Here is a 15737-nt window from a genome sequence, read left to right on the forward strand (position 1 = left end):
GTGTCGCAGATCGTAAAAGTTTCCACAATCAGAAGAACAGGGTTTCTTCTGCGCAGTAATTGTGGTTCGGCAGGGTCCGCGCCGGGCAGAGTGGAGGCACAGGCAAGCACCTACTTTCAACTTTCGCAAGGAGCCAGACCATGAACACTCCGAACCCCACCCTCGATCAGGCGGTCAGCTCCGAAACCGTGAAGACGAGCACCGGCAGCTTCTCCACGATTCGGCCGCACCTCGAGGTCACCGGCCCGCTCGGCGACCGCTACGACGAGATCCTTACCCCGGACGCCCTCGAATTTCTCGCCGAGCTGCACGAGCGTTTCGCCGGCACCCGACACGACCTGCTCGCCGCCCGGCTGCAAACCCGAGTGGATACCGCAAACGGTCGCGACCCCCGGTTTCTCAGCGAAACCGAGAGCATCCGTCTGGACCCGACCTGGAGCGTTGCGGGAGCCGGACCTGGCCTGGAGGATCGCCGGGTGGAGATCACCGGCCCGACCGACCGCAAGATGGCTATCAACGCGCTCAATTCGAGCGCCAAAGTTTGGCTCGCCGACCAGGAAGACGCCACCAGTCCCACCTGGACCAACGTGATCGAGGGCCAGCTGACACTGTTCGATCAGGTGCGCGGTCAGCTCAGCTTCACGAGCCCCGAGGGTAAGACTTACGAGATCACGAATGAGTCGACGCCAACCATCGTCATGCGTCCGCGAGGCTGGCACCTCGTTGAAAAGCACATCACCTTCATTGATCGCGCCAACCGTCGCATGAAGTCCTCCGGTAGCCTCATCGACTTCGGCCTGTATTTCTTTCACAACGCCAAGAGGCTCATTGAAAACGGCACCGGCCCGTACTTCTATCTGGCCAAGCTGGAGAGCCACAAGGAAGCACGCTTGTGGAATGACATCTTCACCTACGCCGAGGAGCGTCTTGGCATCGAGCACGGCACCATTCGCGCCACGGTGCTGATCGAAACGATTCAGGCCGGCTTCGAGATGGAAGAAATTCTCTACGAACTGCGCGACCACTGCGCCGGTCTCAACGCCGGACGCTGGGACTACATCTTTAGCATTATCAAGACATTTCGTTCCCGCGGCAGTCGCTTTGTTTTTCCCGACCGCAAGCAGATCACCATGACGGTGCCGTTCATGCGGGCCTACACCGAACTGCTCGTTGCCACCTGCCACCGTCGCGGCGCCTTCGCCATCGGCGGGATGAGCGCCTTCATCCCGAACCGCCGCGACCCGGCGGTCACTGAGCAGGCTCTCGCCCAGGTTGCCGCGGACAAGAAGCGAGAAGCCACCGACGGTTTCGACGGTTCCTGGGTTGCCCACCCCGACCTGATTTCGACTGCGCAAGCCGAGTTCGATACGGTGCTCGGCGACCGCCCGAACCAGCTCGAGCGCACACGCCCCGAGGTGAGTGTGACGCCTGCCCAGCTACTCGATATTGCGTCGGTCGGCGGTCAGATCACCGAGGCCGGCGTGCGGGGCAACGTACTCATCTCCCTGCGGTATATCGAGTCCTGGCTGCGTGGGGTCGGCGCCGCGGCGATCGATAACCTGATGGAAGACGCTGCAACCGCGGAAATTTCCCGTTCGCAGCTCTGGCAGTGGATCCACGAGAACTCGGTCACCGCCGAGGGGCGTCGGATCGACTCCGACTGGGTCGAAGAGGTGCTCGATGAGGTTGTGAACGGCCTCGAGCGCACGCCCACCGACCGCTTTGACGATGCCCTCACGGTGCTGCGCACCTCGGCTCTCGAGCCGGAGTTTCCGACCTTCTTGACGGTCGGAGCGTACGCTCGGTTCTTCTAGCACGAACCGCGTTCGCGAAAGCGGGCAAATGGTTGCTTCACCCCGGCAATATCACAGGGGTGACAGGAACTGTTTGTCCGCTTTTTCGTTGTCAAAATATATCCTCGTTCCACCCCCTAGTTTGGGGGCATGCAGTAACCAACGGGGGGCATACATGAGCTTGAGTCATCTCTAATATTTTGAATATAGATAATGAATGAATTTCATTATCTTGCTTCTCAATGACCACTAGACACGATGGCGACCAAAAGTTGGCTGCACGCACCGTCTTCGTCTGCGTGTAATTCGAGTAATCCAACGGCGCACACATCACCGGTTTGATATCCGTGAGATTGTGCGCTCGCCCTGGCAACCCCATCTCGCTACCTCGAGTGCTACCTCCCGCGAACGGTGTTCACGGTCCCTCGAGCGCGCCCAGTTCGAGGGATTCACATGTGGCTCAATGAAACCGTGTCCGTAGTGCTCATGACCTATGCAGAAAAGGACAGCATCCGCGATGTAATTCAGGAATTCTTCGACACCGGTGTTGTCGACGAAGTGATCGTGGTGAACAACAACGCCGAAGAGGGCACGTCGGAGCAGGTCGCGATGACCGAGGCGCGGGAAGTGTTGGAACCGCGGCAGGGCTACGGATATGCGACTAGACGAGGGCTTCAGGAAGCAGTGGGCGACTTGGTCGTCATTGCAGAGCCCGATGGAACATTTTCCGGTCGGGATATTTTTAAGCTCCTCTCGTATAGCCGCGACTGCGATGCGGTCTTCGGTACGCGGACCTATCAAACACTGATCTGGGAGGGCGCCAACATGGGGCACTTTCTGCGCATTGGAAACTGGGCCGTTGCCAGCTATGTCAGATTGATCTTTGGTAGTGAATACCTCAGTGACGTTGGTTGCAGCTACCGGCTGCTGCGACACCACGTCATTGACCAGATCCTCGACAAGCTTGAGATCGGCGGCAGCCAACTCGGCCCTGAGCTCATGCTGCGAACCCTCCTGACGGGCGCACGCGTCGTCGAGGTCCCAGTGAACTATCTGCCACGCGTTGGCGTCTCATCTGTTACCGGAGATTCTCGAAAGGCCGTGATTCTGGGTCTGCAGATGATCGGCCTGATTACCATGATCCGCATGCGCACGCTCGGCAAAACCTGCCGTCCGGCGCGAATGTCGCACCGGGAGCTGCCCGCCCGGAGCCTCATCTCCCCGTACCCGATCCGAGAGATTGCCGATGTTTCCGAGATCGTGAATTGATCACGTGGGTATCGTCGAATCCACGCAGCGAGCGGCGGGCACCGCCATTCGCTACGGAACATACCTGACGCTGAGCGGTGCAGCGAGTGTCGTGCTGCTGATCTACATGGTCGTGCCCGCGCATCTCTTGGGCCGGTCGGAGTTCGGCCTATTCTCATCGCTTTTTAGCTTGGTCGTTTTTCTCGGCGCCGTTTTCACGGCCGCGCAAACGTACGTGGCGGGCATCATTGCCTCCCAGCAGCACAGTGCAGCCGCCGATCTTCGACCATTGGTTTCAAGGATTGTGCTGTGGTGTGCGGTTCTGGCTGTCGGCTGGACGTTTTCTGCTCCCCTGGTGGCGCACTGGTTGAGGGCATCGATCCTCAGCGTCGCAATCGTGGGGGTCATCGCGGTCGCAACGTTGGCGTGGGCTGCGCTGCTGGGGGTGCTTCAGGGCGGCGGGCGATTCGTCGCGTTGGGGGCGGTCAATCTCGCCCAGGCTGCCCTTCGAATGGCGGCACTGGTCCTGACCATCGGGACAGGCGACATCAATCTCGTGCTGGGGGCGACCGCCGTTTCCATGGTTCCGGCGATCGTGTTAGTCGCAGTCGTCGTGCGTTTGGGGTCCCCCCGGCAGTCCGGGCAGGGGGCGTCCCGTCCCTCGGTCGCGCTGGGGAGTATTCTGCCGATGTTGATCGTGGGCCTTGTTGTCGGGTTTCCGGGCGTCGGGGATCTCATCATCATCCGGGCCGTCCACGATGCTGAGACAGCTGGAGATTTCGCAGTCGTCGCTTTGGTCGGGCGCGTACTCATATTCTTGGCGATCGTCGTGAACACCGTCCTGTTTCCGCTCTTCGTCTCGGAGCGCGACTCACTGCGGGGCACACGAACGCTGCTCGTTGCCACGGGGGTCGTGTCAGTCATCCTCGCTGTGCCGCTCGGTCTGATCCTCCTCCAGCCGGCGACGATCGTGTCACTGGCAGCCTTGCCTTCGACTGCGGCGGCTAAGCTCCTTCCGGCTTACGCCGTGGCGTCGTACCTCTTTGCCGTTGGATCTCTCGGCTGCTATTTTCAACTCGCCAGGGGAAACCGAACTTACCTTTTCGGGGCGCTGCTTCCGTTTATCGGACTCTTGATGGGGTTCTGCGCCTTCGTCACGGAGCTTGCCCAATTGATGTTGTGCCTAAGTGGAGCTGCACTGCTCTTAGTCGTGATCAACATCGTTGTACCCGTGCGAGCGGCTCACGAGAGGTGCCACTGATGTTCAGAAGCACAGGCCGTCGCGCGCAGCGGAATATCCATTCCTGGGTGCTCGCTCTTGTCGCGTCGTCAATGCTGGCCCTTATCGTAATACCGGCCTCTACGTGGACAGCTCCGCGCAACGACCTGGAAGTGTCCGGCTTCGATGCTGTGACGATGTACGCAGATTCGGCCGCCGGCGACGGGGGTCCAGGTGCTGTTGAGATCACGCCTTCCAAGGCGACGCTCACTGCACTCCAAGGCTCGGACACCCTCCTTCATTTGACCACAACGCCGCTGTCCTATCAGGCATCCTTTACCGTCAAGGTGATCAGAGCAGATGCCGGTACGTCGCCCATTACCGTGGCCATCTCGTCACCATTCCTGGGAGATGCTGTGCGTTTGTCACTTGGTCCGGAACCGACACGGTCCGTGTCACTTGAGACGATCACGGACGGTCTCTTGACCCAGAGTTCCGTCCTCGGCACCTATCAGGTTGGACAGGTCTACGACGCGACCGTGCGCCTGAATCGCGACAAGAAGATTGTCGATCTCGCCCTCGCGTCACGGCCGGGAACGACACGAGTCGCCGCCGTACTGCTGTCGACATCCGCGGCCAACTATGAATCTCATATCATCACCACAGAGCCCGTCAGCGTGCAAGCCGGTCAGCAGTATGTGTACTCCGCCGACGTGCTTCCCGCTATTGAGGGGCTCGCGGGGCTGGGCTTGGAATGGCTTGACCAGAGTGGAAGCCGAATCGTCGTCAGCAGTGATTGGTCGGCGACGGGTGTCGCTTCTGATCAGTGGTCTGGACGTCAGTTGGAAGCAGTCGCGCCGCCCGGCGCCGTTTCGGTGCGCCCCGAGCTTGCTGTCGCGGGATCGGCCAGCGTCAGCATTGCCAATGTCTCGCTGCGCTCGGTCGAGCAGCCTGCTGATAATCTGCTCTCCCACTTCGATTTTGCCACCGGGTTGAGCGGATGGCGCCGCAGCGAGGGAAGCGCACCACTGGAGGTGCGGGCCTACCCGGTGAGCGCACTTCGGGGAACCGTGGATTCTGCAGAGTTCCCGGAGCTTTTCAAAGCGCTCAGGATGGCCTTGACCGTATCCGCGAGCGCCGGTGAGGGGGTCTCCCAGATCGCCCTGGGCGACTACGAATTCGTTGTCCCGCACCAACGGTGGATGGCCGTCAAGGTGCACGATGCGCGCCTGACCGCACTCCTGATCACCTTGGGGGCGGTTGGGGCAGCGCTGCTCGGTCTGCTGGCGGTAAGGTATCTGCGTTCCGACCGCGGCCGTGCTGGCTGGCGGCGAGTCACCCGTCCGCGCACCCTCCGACTGACACGTACCACAGGACTGGTCCTCGGTAGTGTTGCAATTTACACGATTCTGTCCCTCTGGCTTGCGCATGCCGGAAGCCTGAATGCCGACATTATCGGGGCACGCGTCTGGGCCTACGTTGCCGGTACCTCGGGATTGGACTCGCTCTATTTTCTGCCCAATATTTCGAGCGCGGAAGCCGGCCAATGGCAGGGGCTTGCGTTGCAGGAAGCGGGATTCCCGTACGGCCCGGTGATGGCGTACATTTTTGGCGCTCTCGGTATGGTCTACTCCTTCGGCATTCATCAGCCAGCGTTAGGTCAGCCCGATGCGATCACGATCGATTTTCTGGTGCGAATGGCAAACGGTGTCTTTGGCCTCATCGATGCGCTGCTCATAGCTCGAATCGTCTCGGCAATTGGGTTGGGATGTCGACGGTCCCTCGTTATTGGCGGCATCTTTTTGATCGCTCCCGCTCTTGCTTTTGCTAACTCGGTGTGGGGCACAACGCAGAGTATGAGCCTGGTTTTTATCCTCGCCGCCATCCTCTTCGTTCAGCTCAAGTTACCGACTCTGGCCTGGTCGCTGCTGTTCTGCTCCATGATGACCCGCCCTCAAAATCTCATCGTTGCCGCCATCATCGCGCTCGTTTTGCTCCGGACGACCCCGTGGGCGGTGACGGTGCGGTCCCTGTCAGTGGGGATCATGGCGGTCTTCCTCGCCATCCTGCCGCTGTCGCTCCTCATTTCCCCGACCCTTCCCGTCGACGTGACGATGAATGCCCTATTTATGCATGTAGGGTCGGGTAACGATTCGTGGACTTTGCCTGTGTCGTGGGGCGCTTTTGGCCCCTGGCCCCTGGTTACGGCGATCATCGCCGGGGTGGGGGGCACGGAAAGTATTCTCTTTCCAGCGACCACACCCCTGGTCGGAACATTCACCTATTACGAGGTCGGCACAGTCGTCTTTCTCGGCTTCGTGGTCGTGCTCGCCCTCGTCGTACTCCACCGCGGCGCGGACATGATGAAAGACGGGCGGTTCATCCTCGCCGGAACTCTTGCGGTGCTTGCCCTACTTCAACTGAAAACCGGCGCACCCACTTACCACATGCTGCTGCCTACCGCGCTGACATTCTTGCTCGTGCGGGCGCTCCCTCGTCGCACCTACTTGTTCGTCACCGTGACGCTCAGCGCGACAACGTTCGTTTCGATGTATGGCATGGGCGCGTATTGGCTGGCGAGTCACCCCGGCTGGGGTGTTGGGGTCTATGATCCGACGTTCTGGGGAAGCACGCTTTTCAGTGCGGCAGTCCAAAGTGCACCCGTTGTGCTGATTGGATGCCTGGGGAACGTTGCAGTCTTCCTGATGCTTCTCGTCAATCTGTTACGGCGGGCCGTGCCAGACGCTGCGGGGAGCGCCCCTGGACGCCGAGCGGCAGGGCTTCGGCGCCACCCGCGATTTCGCACACCTCTGCCGAGCGAACCCGTTCAGCTGCCCCTGCCAGCCCGAGACACTAAAGAGAATCTGGTGAAATTATGACTCCCCCCTCCCGTGCACTCTTTCTAGCCGGACGCGATGCACTTCACCCGGGCGCTGCGGGCGGTGACCTTCAGGCCTGGCAGTGGGCGACCCACTTGGCCGCTGCGGGTTGGCACGTGGAATTCGTCTGCCAATCCGGTGACGGTCTCAGTGAACGTCAGACAGCGTCAGGCGTCAGTATTCTCCGACTGGGATCTGGGCCGTTGCTAGCGATTCGTGCAGCGCGTCACTATCGGCGTCACAAGAGCGAGATCGACATCATCTACGAAGATCCCATTGGAGCTGGCCGCACACCGTTTCTGTCACCGCTGTACGCGCGAGTGGGAGTGATCGCTGTTTGGCACCAAGTTTCGGCTGATCTGCTCGCGACCCTGCACGGCTCTGGCGTAGCGGCTGTCCTCAGCTTCCTAGAACGGCTCGTCGCGAGATTTTACCGTCGAGCGTTCTTGTGGGCTCCATCGTGGGAACGCGCCGACGAAATCTCGCGGGACCTCAGGATTCCCAGAGATCGAATCACGGTAATACCGCCCACCCTCGCGACCGGCATTCAAATCAGGGCGACGACCGTCGAGGCCGGCCCGCAGATTCTCTGCCTGGGGGTCATGCGCTCCTACAAACACTTCGACCACGTCATCCGGACGATGCCGGCAATTCTGGCCGTCATTCCGTCCGCTCGACTCGTGATCGCAGGGCGGCGCGGTTCCGACGCTTTCGAAAGCACTCTGCTCGGAGTCAGCACGGCCCTAGGGCTTGACGAGGTCGTGGACTTTCGCTTCGATCTCACGGATGATGACCGACAGGCTTTGATTCGCCAATCGGCCCTGCTGGTGATTCCATCCCTCCTGGAAGGCTTCGGCATCGTCTCTATTGAGGCCAACGCCGAGGGAGTGCCCGTGGTCGCCAGCAGCGGGGTGCCCGTCGCCGCAGTGGAGCATGACCTGAATGGGTTGCGTTATCCGTTCGGCGATCTGGCAGCGTTGACCCATCATATTCAGCGCATCCTGCAGGAGCCCGCTCTGCGCCGCCGACTCGGGCAAACCGGACTGGCGCACGCACGTGCACTCACCACGGCCGGGATTGCTCCGCGATTCGATCGGCTTGTGGCACGGGCTCAGGCGCAGTCACGGCCGACGGGCAGTCGGCGTGGCTTGGTGGCAAAGTCATGACGCCCAGCAGTAGCCGAGGGCGACGTCTCCGCTACGCCGCGGCGGCATTCCTGGGGTGCGGCATCGTGGTCCTCATTCTCATTGTCGTCATGGCTGCGCCGCCACGGTCGCCCGACCAGACTGTCGCGGCAAGCCCCGTGGTTGCACTCACCAGTCAACCGCGCGACGTCGTGTTCGAAGGAGTCCCGGTAGTGGCCTATATCGGTGCGTACTCGGGCCAGCGTGCGGTCGTTCACCTGCAAGGCGCGGGCGCGGACGCCGAGGCGGCGTGGGCGTCTGTCGTTTCCGCCCAGCTCTCCGTCAGCGAGGGCGATATCCCCGCAGAGATTTCCGTTACACGATCCGCCGATGGCTTGTCCGCTCTGACCCTGGAATTCACAAGTAGCCAGCCGATCGGAAAGGCTGCGTTGCTGGTGACGACGTCGAACCGTGAGTATCGCTTCGACTGCCGATGGAGTACAATCCCGGGTGGCTGAGCCGGACTCGGCCTCATTGCCGCATCAGTGCGGCGTGCCGTTCTTTACCCGGTCGTAGGCCGCGAGGGCCGCTCGGCGCGTTTCGCCGAGGTCCACGAGAGGTTCTGGATAGGCATCCGTGCCGTACTCGGGCACGTATTCCCGGATGTATTGCTGGTGCGGGTCGAACTTGGCCGCTTGCAGTTCGGGATTGAAAATGCGAAAGTACGGCGCGGCATCTGCTCCGGAACCGGCGACCCACTGCCAACCGAAGGGGTTGCTCGCAGCGTCGGCATCGACCAGGGTGTCCCAGAACCAGCGCTCTCCCTCGCGCCAGTCGACCAACATATTCTTGATCAGGAATGATGCGGCGACCATGCGTACCCGATTATGCATACTCCCAGTGCGCCACAGTTCACGCATGCCCGCATCGACGAGCGCGAAGCCGGTGCGCCCCTGTTTCCAAGCGGCGAAGGCACGTTGGTCGACCGGCGGCCACGGGAAAGCATCGAAAGCGGGGCGCAGGTTTGTCGTCGCGAGCTCGGGGGCGTGAAAGAGTACGTGGTAGGCGAATTCGCGCCAGCCGAGCTCTGTGAGAAACCGGGTCGCGCTCGTCAGCGCCGGGCCGGAGAGCCCGCGCTGGGCCTGCTGCGTGGCGGCCCAAACCTGATGCGGGCTGATTTCGCCCCAGCGCAGGTAGGGCGACAGGCGCGACGTGGCGTTCTGGGCCGGTTCGTCACGTTCGGCGGCGTAGCGGGGAAGCGCCTCGGCGAGAAAGTGCTCGAGCATTTGTTGAGCGGATTCTTCGCCCGGCGTCCACGCGGCGCGCAGCCCAGCCGCCCAGTCCGGCGCACTCGGCTCGAGGCTCCAGTCGTTCAGGTTGTCGGAGGCGAGGTTGTCTGTCGCGTTTTCGCCCGTCGAGCCGGCAACGCTGGTGGGCGTCGGGTACGGCGCGCGCGGCGGCGGGCCTGCGGTGCAGGAACGCCAGAACGGCGTGAATACCGAGTAAGAGCCGCCCTGACCGGTCTGAACCGTCCACGGTTCGAACAGGAGCGAACCGGCGAAACTGTGGGTGTCTACGCCGCGCCCGCGCAGCTCGGCCTTGATTGCGGTGTCGATTGTGCGTTCGGCCTCGCCATAGCGGCGATTCCAGAAGACCGCCGCAGCATCTGTCTCGTCCACGATCTGGGCCATGATTGCGGCCGCAGCGCCCCGGCGCAGGATGAGTCGCCCACCGAGCTTTTCGAGCGTCGCAGCCAGAGACCGCAGGCTTTGGTGCAGCCACCAGCGTGCCGCACCGCCGAGCGGACGCACGCCGGGAGATTCGTCGTCGAACACGTACACGGCCACGATTGGTCGTTGACGGGCCAGGGCGGCATGCAGTGCCGGGTGGTCAGCGACCCGCAAATCGTCGCGGAACCAGACGATGACGGGGCCGGCGTGCTCGTTGGAGTGGGGGGTGTTGGCGGGGGGTGCAGTCATGGCGTCTCCTCGTGAGAACTCCAGTGTGGACCCTCCCGGCGAGTAGACCAATTCGGAGGTAGAACGCTCTGTTGCGGCTGATCTCGTACGGCTCACCGAGGATGGTACACGGTCAAAACATCGGTTTTTCCAGGCAAAAACAATGTAAAGCACTACAAAACCTTCTGAATACTTCGCAAAAACTCTGGATTTGCCCAAAACACTGATTTCCCATTCTGGGGGTTTAGATGGGACAGACTTATCTGTCTGTCCCATCTAGTGTGTGAATCGCGGATGGAACTACAGCCGAGAAAATCACTGTCGAGCTGGAGCAATTCATGGCTCGATACCCAGAGTCGTGGCGGCCAGCCGCGATACCGGCGTGCTTACCCCATGCCTGCCACGTGGCGGGTTCTTTCACCGTTGCTCCACGCCTGCCAAATTCTGGCCTGCGATCACCCGAAGTTTTCAGACCAGTATTCGGAAGGTTTCACTTATGAACAAGCTCACTAAAGGGGCGATTGCCGGCGCTGCCGGTCTTACCCTCCTGCTCGGCGGCGGCACCACTTTCGCGTTGTGGAACTCCTCGGCAGGGGTTTCCGGCGGTACGATTTCGGCCGGTACCCTCGAGATCGCGTCTGCAGGGAAGGGAAGCTGGCACGCAAACGGTGCCGTTGAGAGTATCGACCTTAAGGCCTTCAGGGCCGTTCCCAGCGACGTGCTCGTCTACACGGAGACGATGAACATCGCGGCAGCTGGCAACAACCTCACGGCTACCTTGGCGATGTCAGCGGCGTCGATCTTACCGGCTGACGACACCGATTCGGCCGACCAGGCACTCGCGCGCTACCTGAAAGCAAACGCCGTTCTGACCGCTGCTGGTAATGGAATCTCGCCCGGCGGTGCACCGTACACGATCACCGGCGCCGCCGGAACTCAGACCGTCGATGTCACGGTCACGATTGCGTTCCCAAGCTTCGTGCCTGACAGCGCGAACAGAAGCTCTGCGGATGAGCAGGCCTCCATGGGCGGAGCGGTTGACCTCGCTGGACTGAGCATCACCCTCGATCAGAAAGCCCGGCCCGCGAGCTAGCCGTCCCGGTACGGAGGTGCCCGCCACCCGACGGCGGGCACCCCGAAACAGCCAGCAGGCAGTATCCTCTCGATTCGCGAAAGCCGGTGTTCTTTTGAAAGCGTTTCTACTTGCGAGCGCGGCGATTCTGGGTGCTACCCTGCTGGCTACGGCCGCTGTTGGCGAAACCTATACCCTTCTTAACTCGAGCGTCTCGGCCAACCAAGCGGTCACCATCCAGGCCGGAACGGCAGCCCTCAGCATCACGTCGCCCCTCGTGCTGTCGGACGCCCCGCTGTATCCGGGAGCGAAAAACGTCGGCACGGTCGAAGTGCGCAATGACGGCACGGTGTCGCTCGCGCTTCGGCTCTTTGGCCTGACACCACCCACCGCTCAGACCGCATTGTCCGATGGCCTGGTTGTTGGGGTTCGAACAGTTTCGGCGGCGAGCGAGTGCACGTCGAGCCTGACACCGACTATTACCGGCACATTCCTTTCCGCGCCGGTGGCCGAGCTTGATACGACCCTCGCCCCGGGAGCTACAGCGATGCTCTGCGTCTCGGTGCTGCTTTCAGCGGATGCCCCGAGCGTCAGCCAATCCCAGACTGCGACGAGTTTTGGGCTCCTGATTGATGGACGACAGGTCTAGCCCGTGAAATGGCACCGTCACTTCCCTCGTGCCCTGCGGCTGAGAACCCCGCGCCCGCCTGTTCGCCGGCCTGAATTCCTGCCTCGCTGGCCTGCTGCCCGGTCTGCGGTAACGATCGCGAGCGCTGTCTTGTTGACCCTCGGGGGCTCCGGGGTTGCCCAAGCTGTCTGGACCGCCTCGGCGGTCAACCCCACCGCATCCGCGAGGTCTGGCGCCGTGACTATCAGCCAGACGGGCTTTGCGGACCTCGCGACGACTTACACGTCCACAGTGCTCACCGCCACGAAGTTGGTTACGGTGACCAATGGGACCGTTCCCGCCCGTTACGACCTGGTGCTCGGCGCGGCTTCCTCGGCGCCCGCCGCGTTTGCTGGTGACATCACCGTGCGCACCTGGCTGATCGCCGCCCCCGGGGTCTGCGCGACGACGCCCCCGACCGGCACGCCGAGCAGGAGCTGGGCGACTGGAGTCACCCTCAGCGGTGACCTGGCAGCAGCGGCCACGGTGCGTTACTGCGTGCAGACCTCGATCACTAGTGCCGCCGCCGGGAACACGCCGGGTACCACGATGACGGCGCGAATGGATCTGCGGGCGCATGCCGGCAACTGGACCTCACCGGTGACGACCGTAACAACCGTGCAAAAAGTGGCTAACACCGCGCCACGGGCGTTGGTGGCCGTCAAGAAGACGCACAGCGCCATCTCGATGAGCTGGAGTGCTCCCGACGACAAAACCGTGACGCGCTATCAGGTGTATCGCGGCACCGACAAGATCTCTGAGGTACAGAGCGCCACCACCTTTACCGACACCGACCGGGTGGCTAGCACTCAATATGAATACACGGTCCGTGCCGTCGACGGCAGCAACAACGTTCTGGCAGCATCAAACGTGCTCGCCGTGACGACGAATAAGCAGTCGCCAGCCCCTGGTGTGTGGTTCCACGTCGTCACCGCCGACGGATCCTGTGTCGAAGCAGCGGCTCCGCAAGTGGAAGGCAGAGTGCTGGCGACGACGCAGTGCTCGACGGCACCTTCATCGAGCTTCCAATTCGTTGCGGAGCCGGACGGCACCTACAAAATCGCCGCGAACACGACCGCGAGGGTGTGGGATTCCCGGGCCAAGAAGCAGGGCTCTTCCGACGTAACACTGAGCGTGGAGGATGACGGCCCAAAGAAATTGGAGCAACGATTCTCTCTCACCAGCGGTGACGACTCGATCGGGGGGTTCCAGATTCGCAGCGTGCAGGAAAATAGACAGTGCATGCAATCGGGCGCCACGGGTGCCGCGCTCACTATGCAGGCCTGCGGCACGGCACCCGTCCCGAAAAACCAGCAATTCACCCTGGTCGAGGTGGCACCGTGAGCGCGTTCCCGATCAGCGCCCGCCTGGCAGCGATCTGCGGGGCAGTGCTGCTCCTGCTCGGGAGTGCCGGGGCCGAATCGCCGGCGCTGGCAGCGCCGAATGACGAGGTCAGCCGTGAGGTAGTAACCGATGTTCGGGTCAGTAGCGACGGCATCTATTTTGCCAGCAAACTGCCCGCCGGGCTGTTCGACTCCTTGGGCACGTTGATTCCGAATGGTTCGATGCGGTCGACCCTGTGGATTCAAAACCCGAGCGATGGGCCTGCGAACGTGCGGCTGAGCCTGCGCGAGCCGGGCGGGGGATCCGCTGATCTGACGGAGTACCTTACCCTGGGTGTCCAAGTGGGCACGTCCCAAATTGTGACGACCGTTCCGCTAGCGGGCGGTGCGGACTGCGCGGTACTCGCGCCAGCCCAGCCACTCGCCGCGGGAGCGACCCTGCGCGTTGTGCTCACGATCGAAATGATGAACGTGACCGGGCTGACCGCCCAAAATGCACGCACCGACCTGGGAATTCTGGTCGCCCTGCGCGATGGAGAGGCCGGACCGTTTGGGCCTTCGGCGTGCGACGACGAAGGCGTATTGATCCCGGCAGTGGCAGGGGTGGCTGCTCCGCTTCGGCCGGCTGCCCTGTCGCGCACCGGTGTCGACCTGCCCATCGCCGCGCTCGTCGGCGCAGGGCTGATGCTCGGCATCGGCGGGCTTCTTGTCACGCGGCGTCGGCGAGAGCAATGACCGGGCAGCAGACACTCGCGTCTGTCAATCGACCTCAGGAATCTGCGGTCGCTTCGCGTGCTCCCCTCGAGAGCAGCATCTGGAGTTACCTCGGGTTCGCACTCAGCGCGGTCTTGCTCCTGCTCGTTGTCGGGCTCGGGGTGGTGCTTGTGGTGATCCCCAGGGCGACCGGTGCGACCCCGCTTACCGTGCTGACCAGCTCCATGGAGCCGGGGCTTCCGCCGGGCACTCTCGTCATCGTGCGCCCGGTCGCCGCCGAGGCACTGCGCCTCGGCGACGTCGTCACCTATCAAATGGAATCGGGCGACGCCAGGGTCGTCACGCACCGCATCATCTCGATTGTGTCGAGCTCAGACGGATCGCGTTCGTTTATCGTGCAGGGTGACAACAACAGCGCGCCCGACGATGATCCGGTGCTGGCCGAGCAGATTCAAGGCCGGCTCTGGTATGCGGTGCCCTATGTCGGCTATGTGAACAACGTGGTCAACGGGGCAAGCCGGGCGTGGATCATCCCGGTGGTTACCACCGCGGTTTTCGGGTATGCCGGATTCATGGTCGCCGGAGGCGTGCTTGACCACAGGCGAACCCGCACGCGGGCAGCGGATGCCGGCGAGCCGGGTGCCGCGGATGCGACGCGGGTAGGGCGCGGCTGAGCGCTCGTGATGGCCGGCCAACCGCTGGACTATTAGGACACGCGCAGCACGATCTTGCCGCGGGTGTGACCCTCCTCGAGCAGCCGATGGGCCGCGGCGCCGTCGGCGAGTTCGAACACCGAGTCGACGTGCACCCGCACGGTTCCCGCGTCGAGCAGCGCCGAGATTTCGTCGAGCGCTCGCGCGTCGGGGGACACCTTGAAACCGGTCGCGCGTCGGCCCGCTGCTGCGGCATCCGCTGCCACGGTCGGCCAACTGCCGGTTGGGGCGTTCACGAGCAGGCCGCCGGGGCGGAGCACGGCGAGGGAACGGGTGCCGGTGTTGTCGTGCACGTTGCCGATGAGGTCGATGACCGAGTCGAGGTCGTGGACCATATCTTCGAAGCGCGTGGTGGTGTAGTCGATGACCTCGTCGGCGCCGAGTTCGCGCAGGAAGTCGAGGTTGCGGGTTGACCCGGTTGCGGTCACGTGCGCGCCCAGGACGCGGGCGAACTGCACCGCGAAGTGACCGACGCCGCCACTGCCGGCGTGCACGAGCATGCGCTGCCCGGGGCCAGCCTCGGCCAACTTGATCATTCCCCACGCGGTCAATGCTGCGAGGGGAACTGCAGCCGCCTCGGCGTGGCTGAGCCGGGCGGGCTTTCGGGTGACGCTCATGCTCGACACCGAGACGTACTCGGCGAAGCTGCCGCCGACGCGCGGCACCCGGCCCATGCCGTAGACGGCATCGCCCGGTTGGAGTGGCGCAGCCTCGAAGGCAGCGCGCACGACCACGCCGCTGAAGTCATTGCCGAGAATAGCCGGGAAACTCTCGATCGCGGCCGCGACGCCCTTGCCCGACCGGGTCTTGGCGTCGATCGGATTGAGGCCGGCCGCGATGACCTTGACCAGAACCTCGTCGACAATCTGGCGTGGCAGCATCCGATCGGTCAGGTGCAACACCTCTGGGGCGCCGGTCTCGTCGATGACCAGGGCGCGCATGGTCTGCGGCAGTTCGAATTCAGGAGCCATGCTCCTCATTCTGCTGCATCCCCCGCCCACTTGCTG

The 15737-nt window shown here is 62.7% G+C and carries 13 protein-coding genes; 11 read left to right on the forward strand and 2 right to left on the reverse strand.

Annotated elements, in window-relative coordinates; genetic code table 11:
* Window positions 1–140 precede the first annotated feature (140 nt).
* From aceB to CXY70_RS11315, 6 genes are all read left to right on the forward strand, one after another.
* The gene (aceB, locus tag CXY70_RS11290; protein ID WP_104192472.1) at window positions 141–1814 is read left to right on the forward strand and encodes a malate synthase A; all 1674 of its coding nucleotides are present in this window, start codon (window positions 141–143) and stop codon (window positions 1812–1814) included.
* A 432-nt stretch (window positions 1815–2246) separates the two neighbouring features.
* Window positions 2247–3062 carry a glycosyltransferase family 2 protein gene (locus CXY70_RS11295; protein WP_104192473.1) on the forward strand — a complete coding sequence of 272 codons (816 nt, stop codon included), beginning with the start codon at window positions 2247–2249 and terminating at the stop codon, window positions 3060–3062.
* A gap of 4 nt (window positions 3063–3066) precedes the next feature.
* Window positions 3067–4302, forward strand: a complete 1236-nt coding sequence (locus CXY70_RS11300; RefSeq protein WP_104192474.1) for a hypothetical protein — start codon at window positions 3067–3069, stop codon at window positions 4300–4302.
* On the forward strand, window positions 4302–7139 hold the full coding sequence (locus CXY70_RS11305; protein ID WP_146066119.1) for a hypothetical protein: 2838 nt from the start codon (window positions 4302–4304) through the stop codon (window positions 7137–7139). Before CXY70_RS11300 ends, CXY70_RS11305 begins: the two co-directional genes overlap by 1 nt.
* A complete protein-coding gene (locus CXY70_RS11310) occupies window positions 7136–8305 on the forward strand; it encodes a glycosyltransferase family 4 protein (protein ID WP_104192476.1) in 1170 nt (389 codons plus the stop codon). Before CXY70_RS11305 ends, CXY70_RS11310 begins: the two co-directional genes overlap by 4 nt.
* On the forward strand, window positions 8302–8781 hold the full coding sequence (locus tag CXY70_RS11315) for a hypothetical protein (protein WP_104192477.1): 480 nt from the start codon (window positions 8302–8304) through the stop codon (window positions 8779–8781). Before CXY70_RS11310 ends, CXY70_RS11315 begins: the two co-directional genes overlap by 4 nt.
* A 24-nt stretch (window positions 8782–8805) precedes the next feature.
* Here the strand turns inward: CXY70_RS11315 and CXY70_RS11320 are convergent, their stop codons facing one another.
* Window positions 8806–10242 (reverse strand): deoxyribodipyrimidine photo-lyase, encoded by a 1437-nt coding sequence (locus tag CXY70_RS11320; protein WP_104192478.1) that lies wholly within the window; start codon window positions 10240–10242, stop codon window positions 8806–8808.
* A gap of 475 nt (window positions 10243–10717) precedes the next feature.
* Here CXY70_RS11320 and CXY70_RS11325 point away from each other — a divergent pair, with 475 nt between their 5' ends.
* The 5 genes from CXY70_RS11325 to CXY70_RS11345 all read left to right on the forward strand — a co-directional run bounded on the left by CXY70_RS11325 (window position 10718) and on the right by CXY70_RS11345 (window position 14691).
* On the forward strand, window positions 10718–11314 hold the full coding sequence (locus tag CXY70_RS11325; protein WP_104192479.1) for an alternate-type signal peptide domain-containing protein: 597 nt from the start codon (window positions 10718–10720) through the stop codon (window positions 11312–11314).
* Between the two features lie 94 nt (window positions 11315–11408).
* Window positions 11409–11942 carry a hypothetical protein gene (locus CXY70_RS11330; RefSeq protein ID WP_104192480.1) on the forward strand — a complete coding sequence of 178 codons (534 nt, stop codon included), beginning with the start codon at window positions 11409–11411 and terminating at the stop codon, window positions 11940–11942.
* A 216-nt stretch (window positions 11943–12158) separates the two neighbouring features.
* A complete protein-coding gene (locus tag CXY70_RS11335; protein WP_146066120.1) occupies window positions 12159–13304 on the forward strand; it encodes a fibronectin type III domain-containing protein in 1146 nt (381 codons plus the stop codon).
* Entirely contained in the window at window positions 13301–14038 is a 738-nt protein-coding gene (locus tag CXY70_RS11340; RefSeq protein WP_104192482.1) for an LPXTG cell wall anchor domain-containing protein, read from the forward strand. The genes CXY70_RS11335 and CXY70_RS11340 overlap by 4 nt, the downstream gene beginning before the upstream one ends.
* Complete coding sequence (locus CXY70_RS11345) at window positions 14035–14691, forward strand: signal peptidase I (RefSeq protein WP_104192483.1); 657 nt, start codon at window positions 14035–14037, stop codon at window positions 14689–14691. Before CXY70_RS11340 ends, CXY70_RS11345 begins: the two co-directional genes overlap by 4 nt.
* A 32-nt stretch (window positions 14692–14723) precedes the next feature.
* Here the strand turns inward: CXY70_RS11345 and CXY70_RS11350 are convergent, their stop codons facing one another.
* Entirely contained in the window at window positions 14724–15701 is a 978-nt protein-coding gene (locus tag CXY70_RS11350) for an NADP-dependent oxidoreductase (protein ID WP_233205896.1), read from the reverse strand.
* Window positions 15702–15737 lie beyond the last annotated feature (36 nt).

Origin of the sequence: Cryobacterium sp. Y82 (genome assembly GCF_002929495.1) — a bacterium.
Lineage (GTDB): Bacteria > Actinomycetota > Actinomycetes > Actinomycetales > Microbacteriaceae > Cryobacterium > Cryobacterium serini.

Bases quoted from the DNA above. Each gene is read 5' to 3' on its own strand.
- aceB (WP_104192472.1), top strand. From the start codon at position 141: ATGAACACTCCGAACCCCACCCTCGATCAGGCGGTCAGCTCCGAAACC.
- CXY70_RS11295 (WP_104192473.1), top strand. From the start codon at position 2,247: ATGTGGCTCAATGAAACCGTGTCCGTAGTGCTCATGACCTATGCAGAA.
- CXY70_RS11305 (WP_146066119.1), top strand. From the start codon at position 4,302: ATGTTCAGAAGCACAGGCCGTCGCGCGCAGCGGAATATCCATTCCTGG.
- CXY70_RS11310 (WP_104192476.1), top strand. From the start codon at position 7,136: ATGACTCCCCCCTCCCGTGCACTCTTTCTAGCCGGACGCGATGCACTT.
- CXY70_RS11315 (WP_104192477.1), top strand. From the start codon at position 8,302: ATGACGCCCAGCAGTAGCCGAGGGCGACGTCTCCGCTACGCCGCGGCG.
- CXY70_RS11320 (WP_104192478.1), bottom strand. From the start codon at position 10,242: ATGACTGCACCCCCCGCCAACACCCCCCACTCCAACGAGCACGCCGGC.
- CXY70_RS11325 (WP_104192479.1), top strand. From the start codon at position 10,718: ATGAACAAGCTCACTAAAGGGGCGATTGCCGGCGCTGCCGGTCTTACC.
- CXY70_RS11345 (WP_104192483.1), top strand. From the start codon at position 14,035: ATGACCGGGCAGCAGACACTCGCGTCTGTCAATCGACCTCAGGAATCT.
- CXY70_RS11350 (WP_233205896.1), bottom strand. From the start codon at position 15,701: ATGGCTCCTGAATTCGAACTGCCGCAGACCATGCGCGCCCTGGTCATC.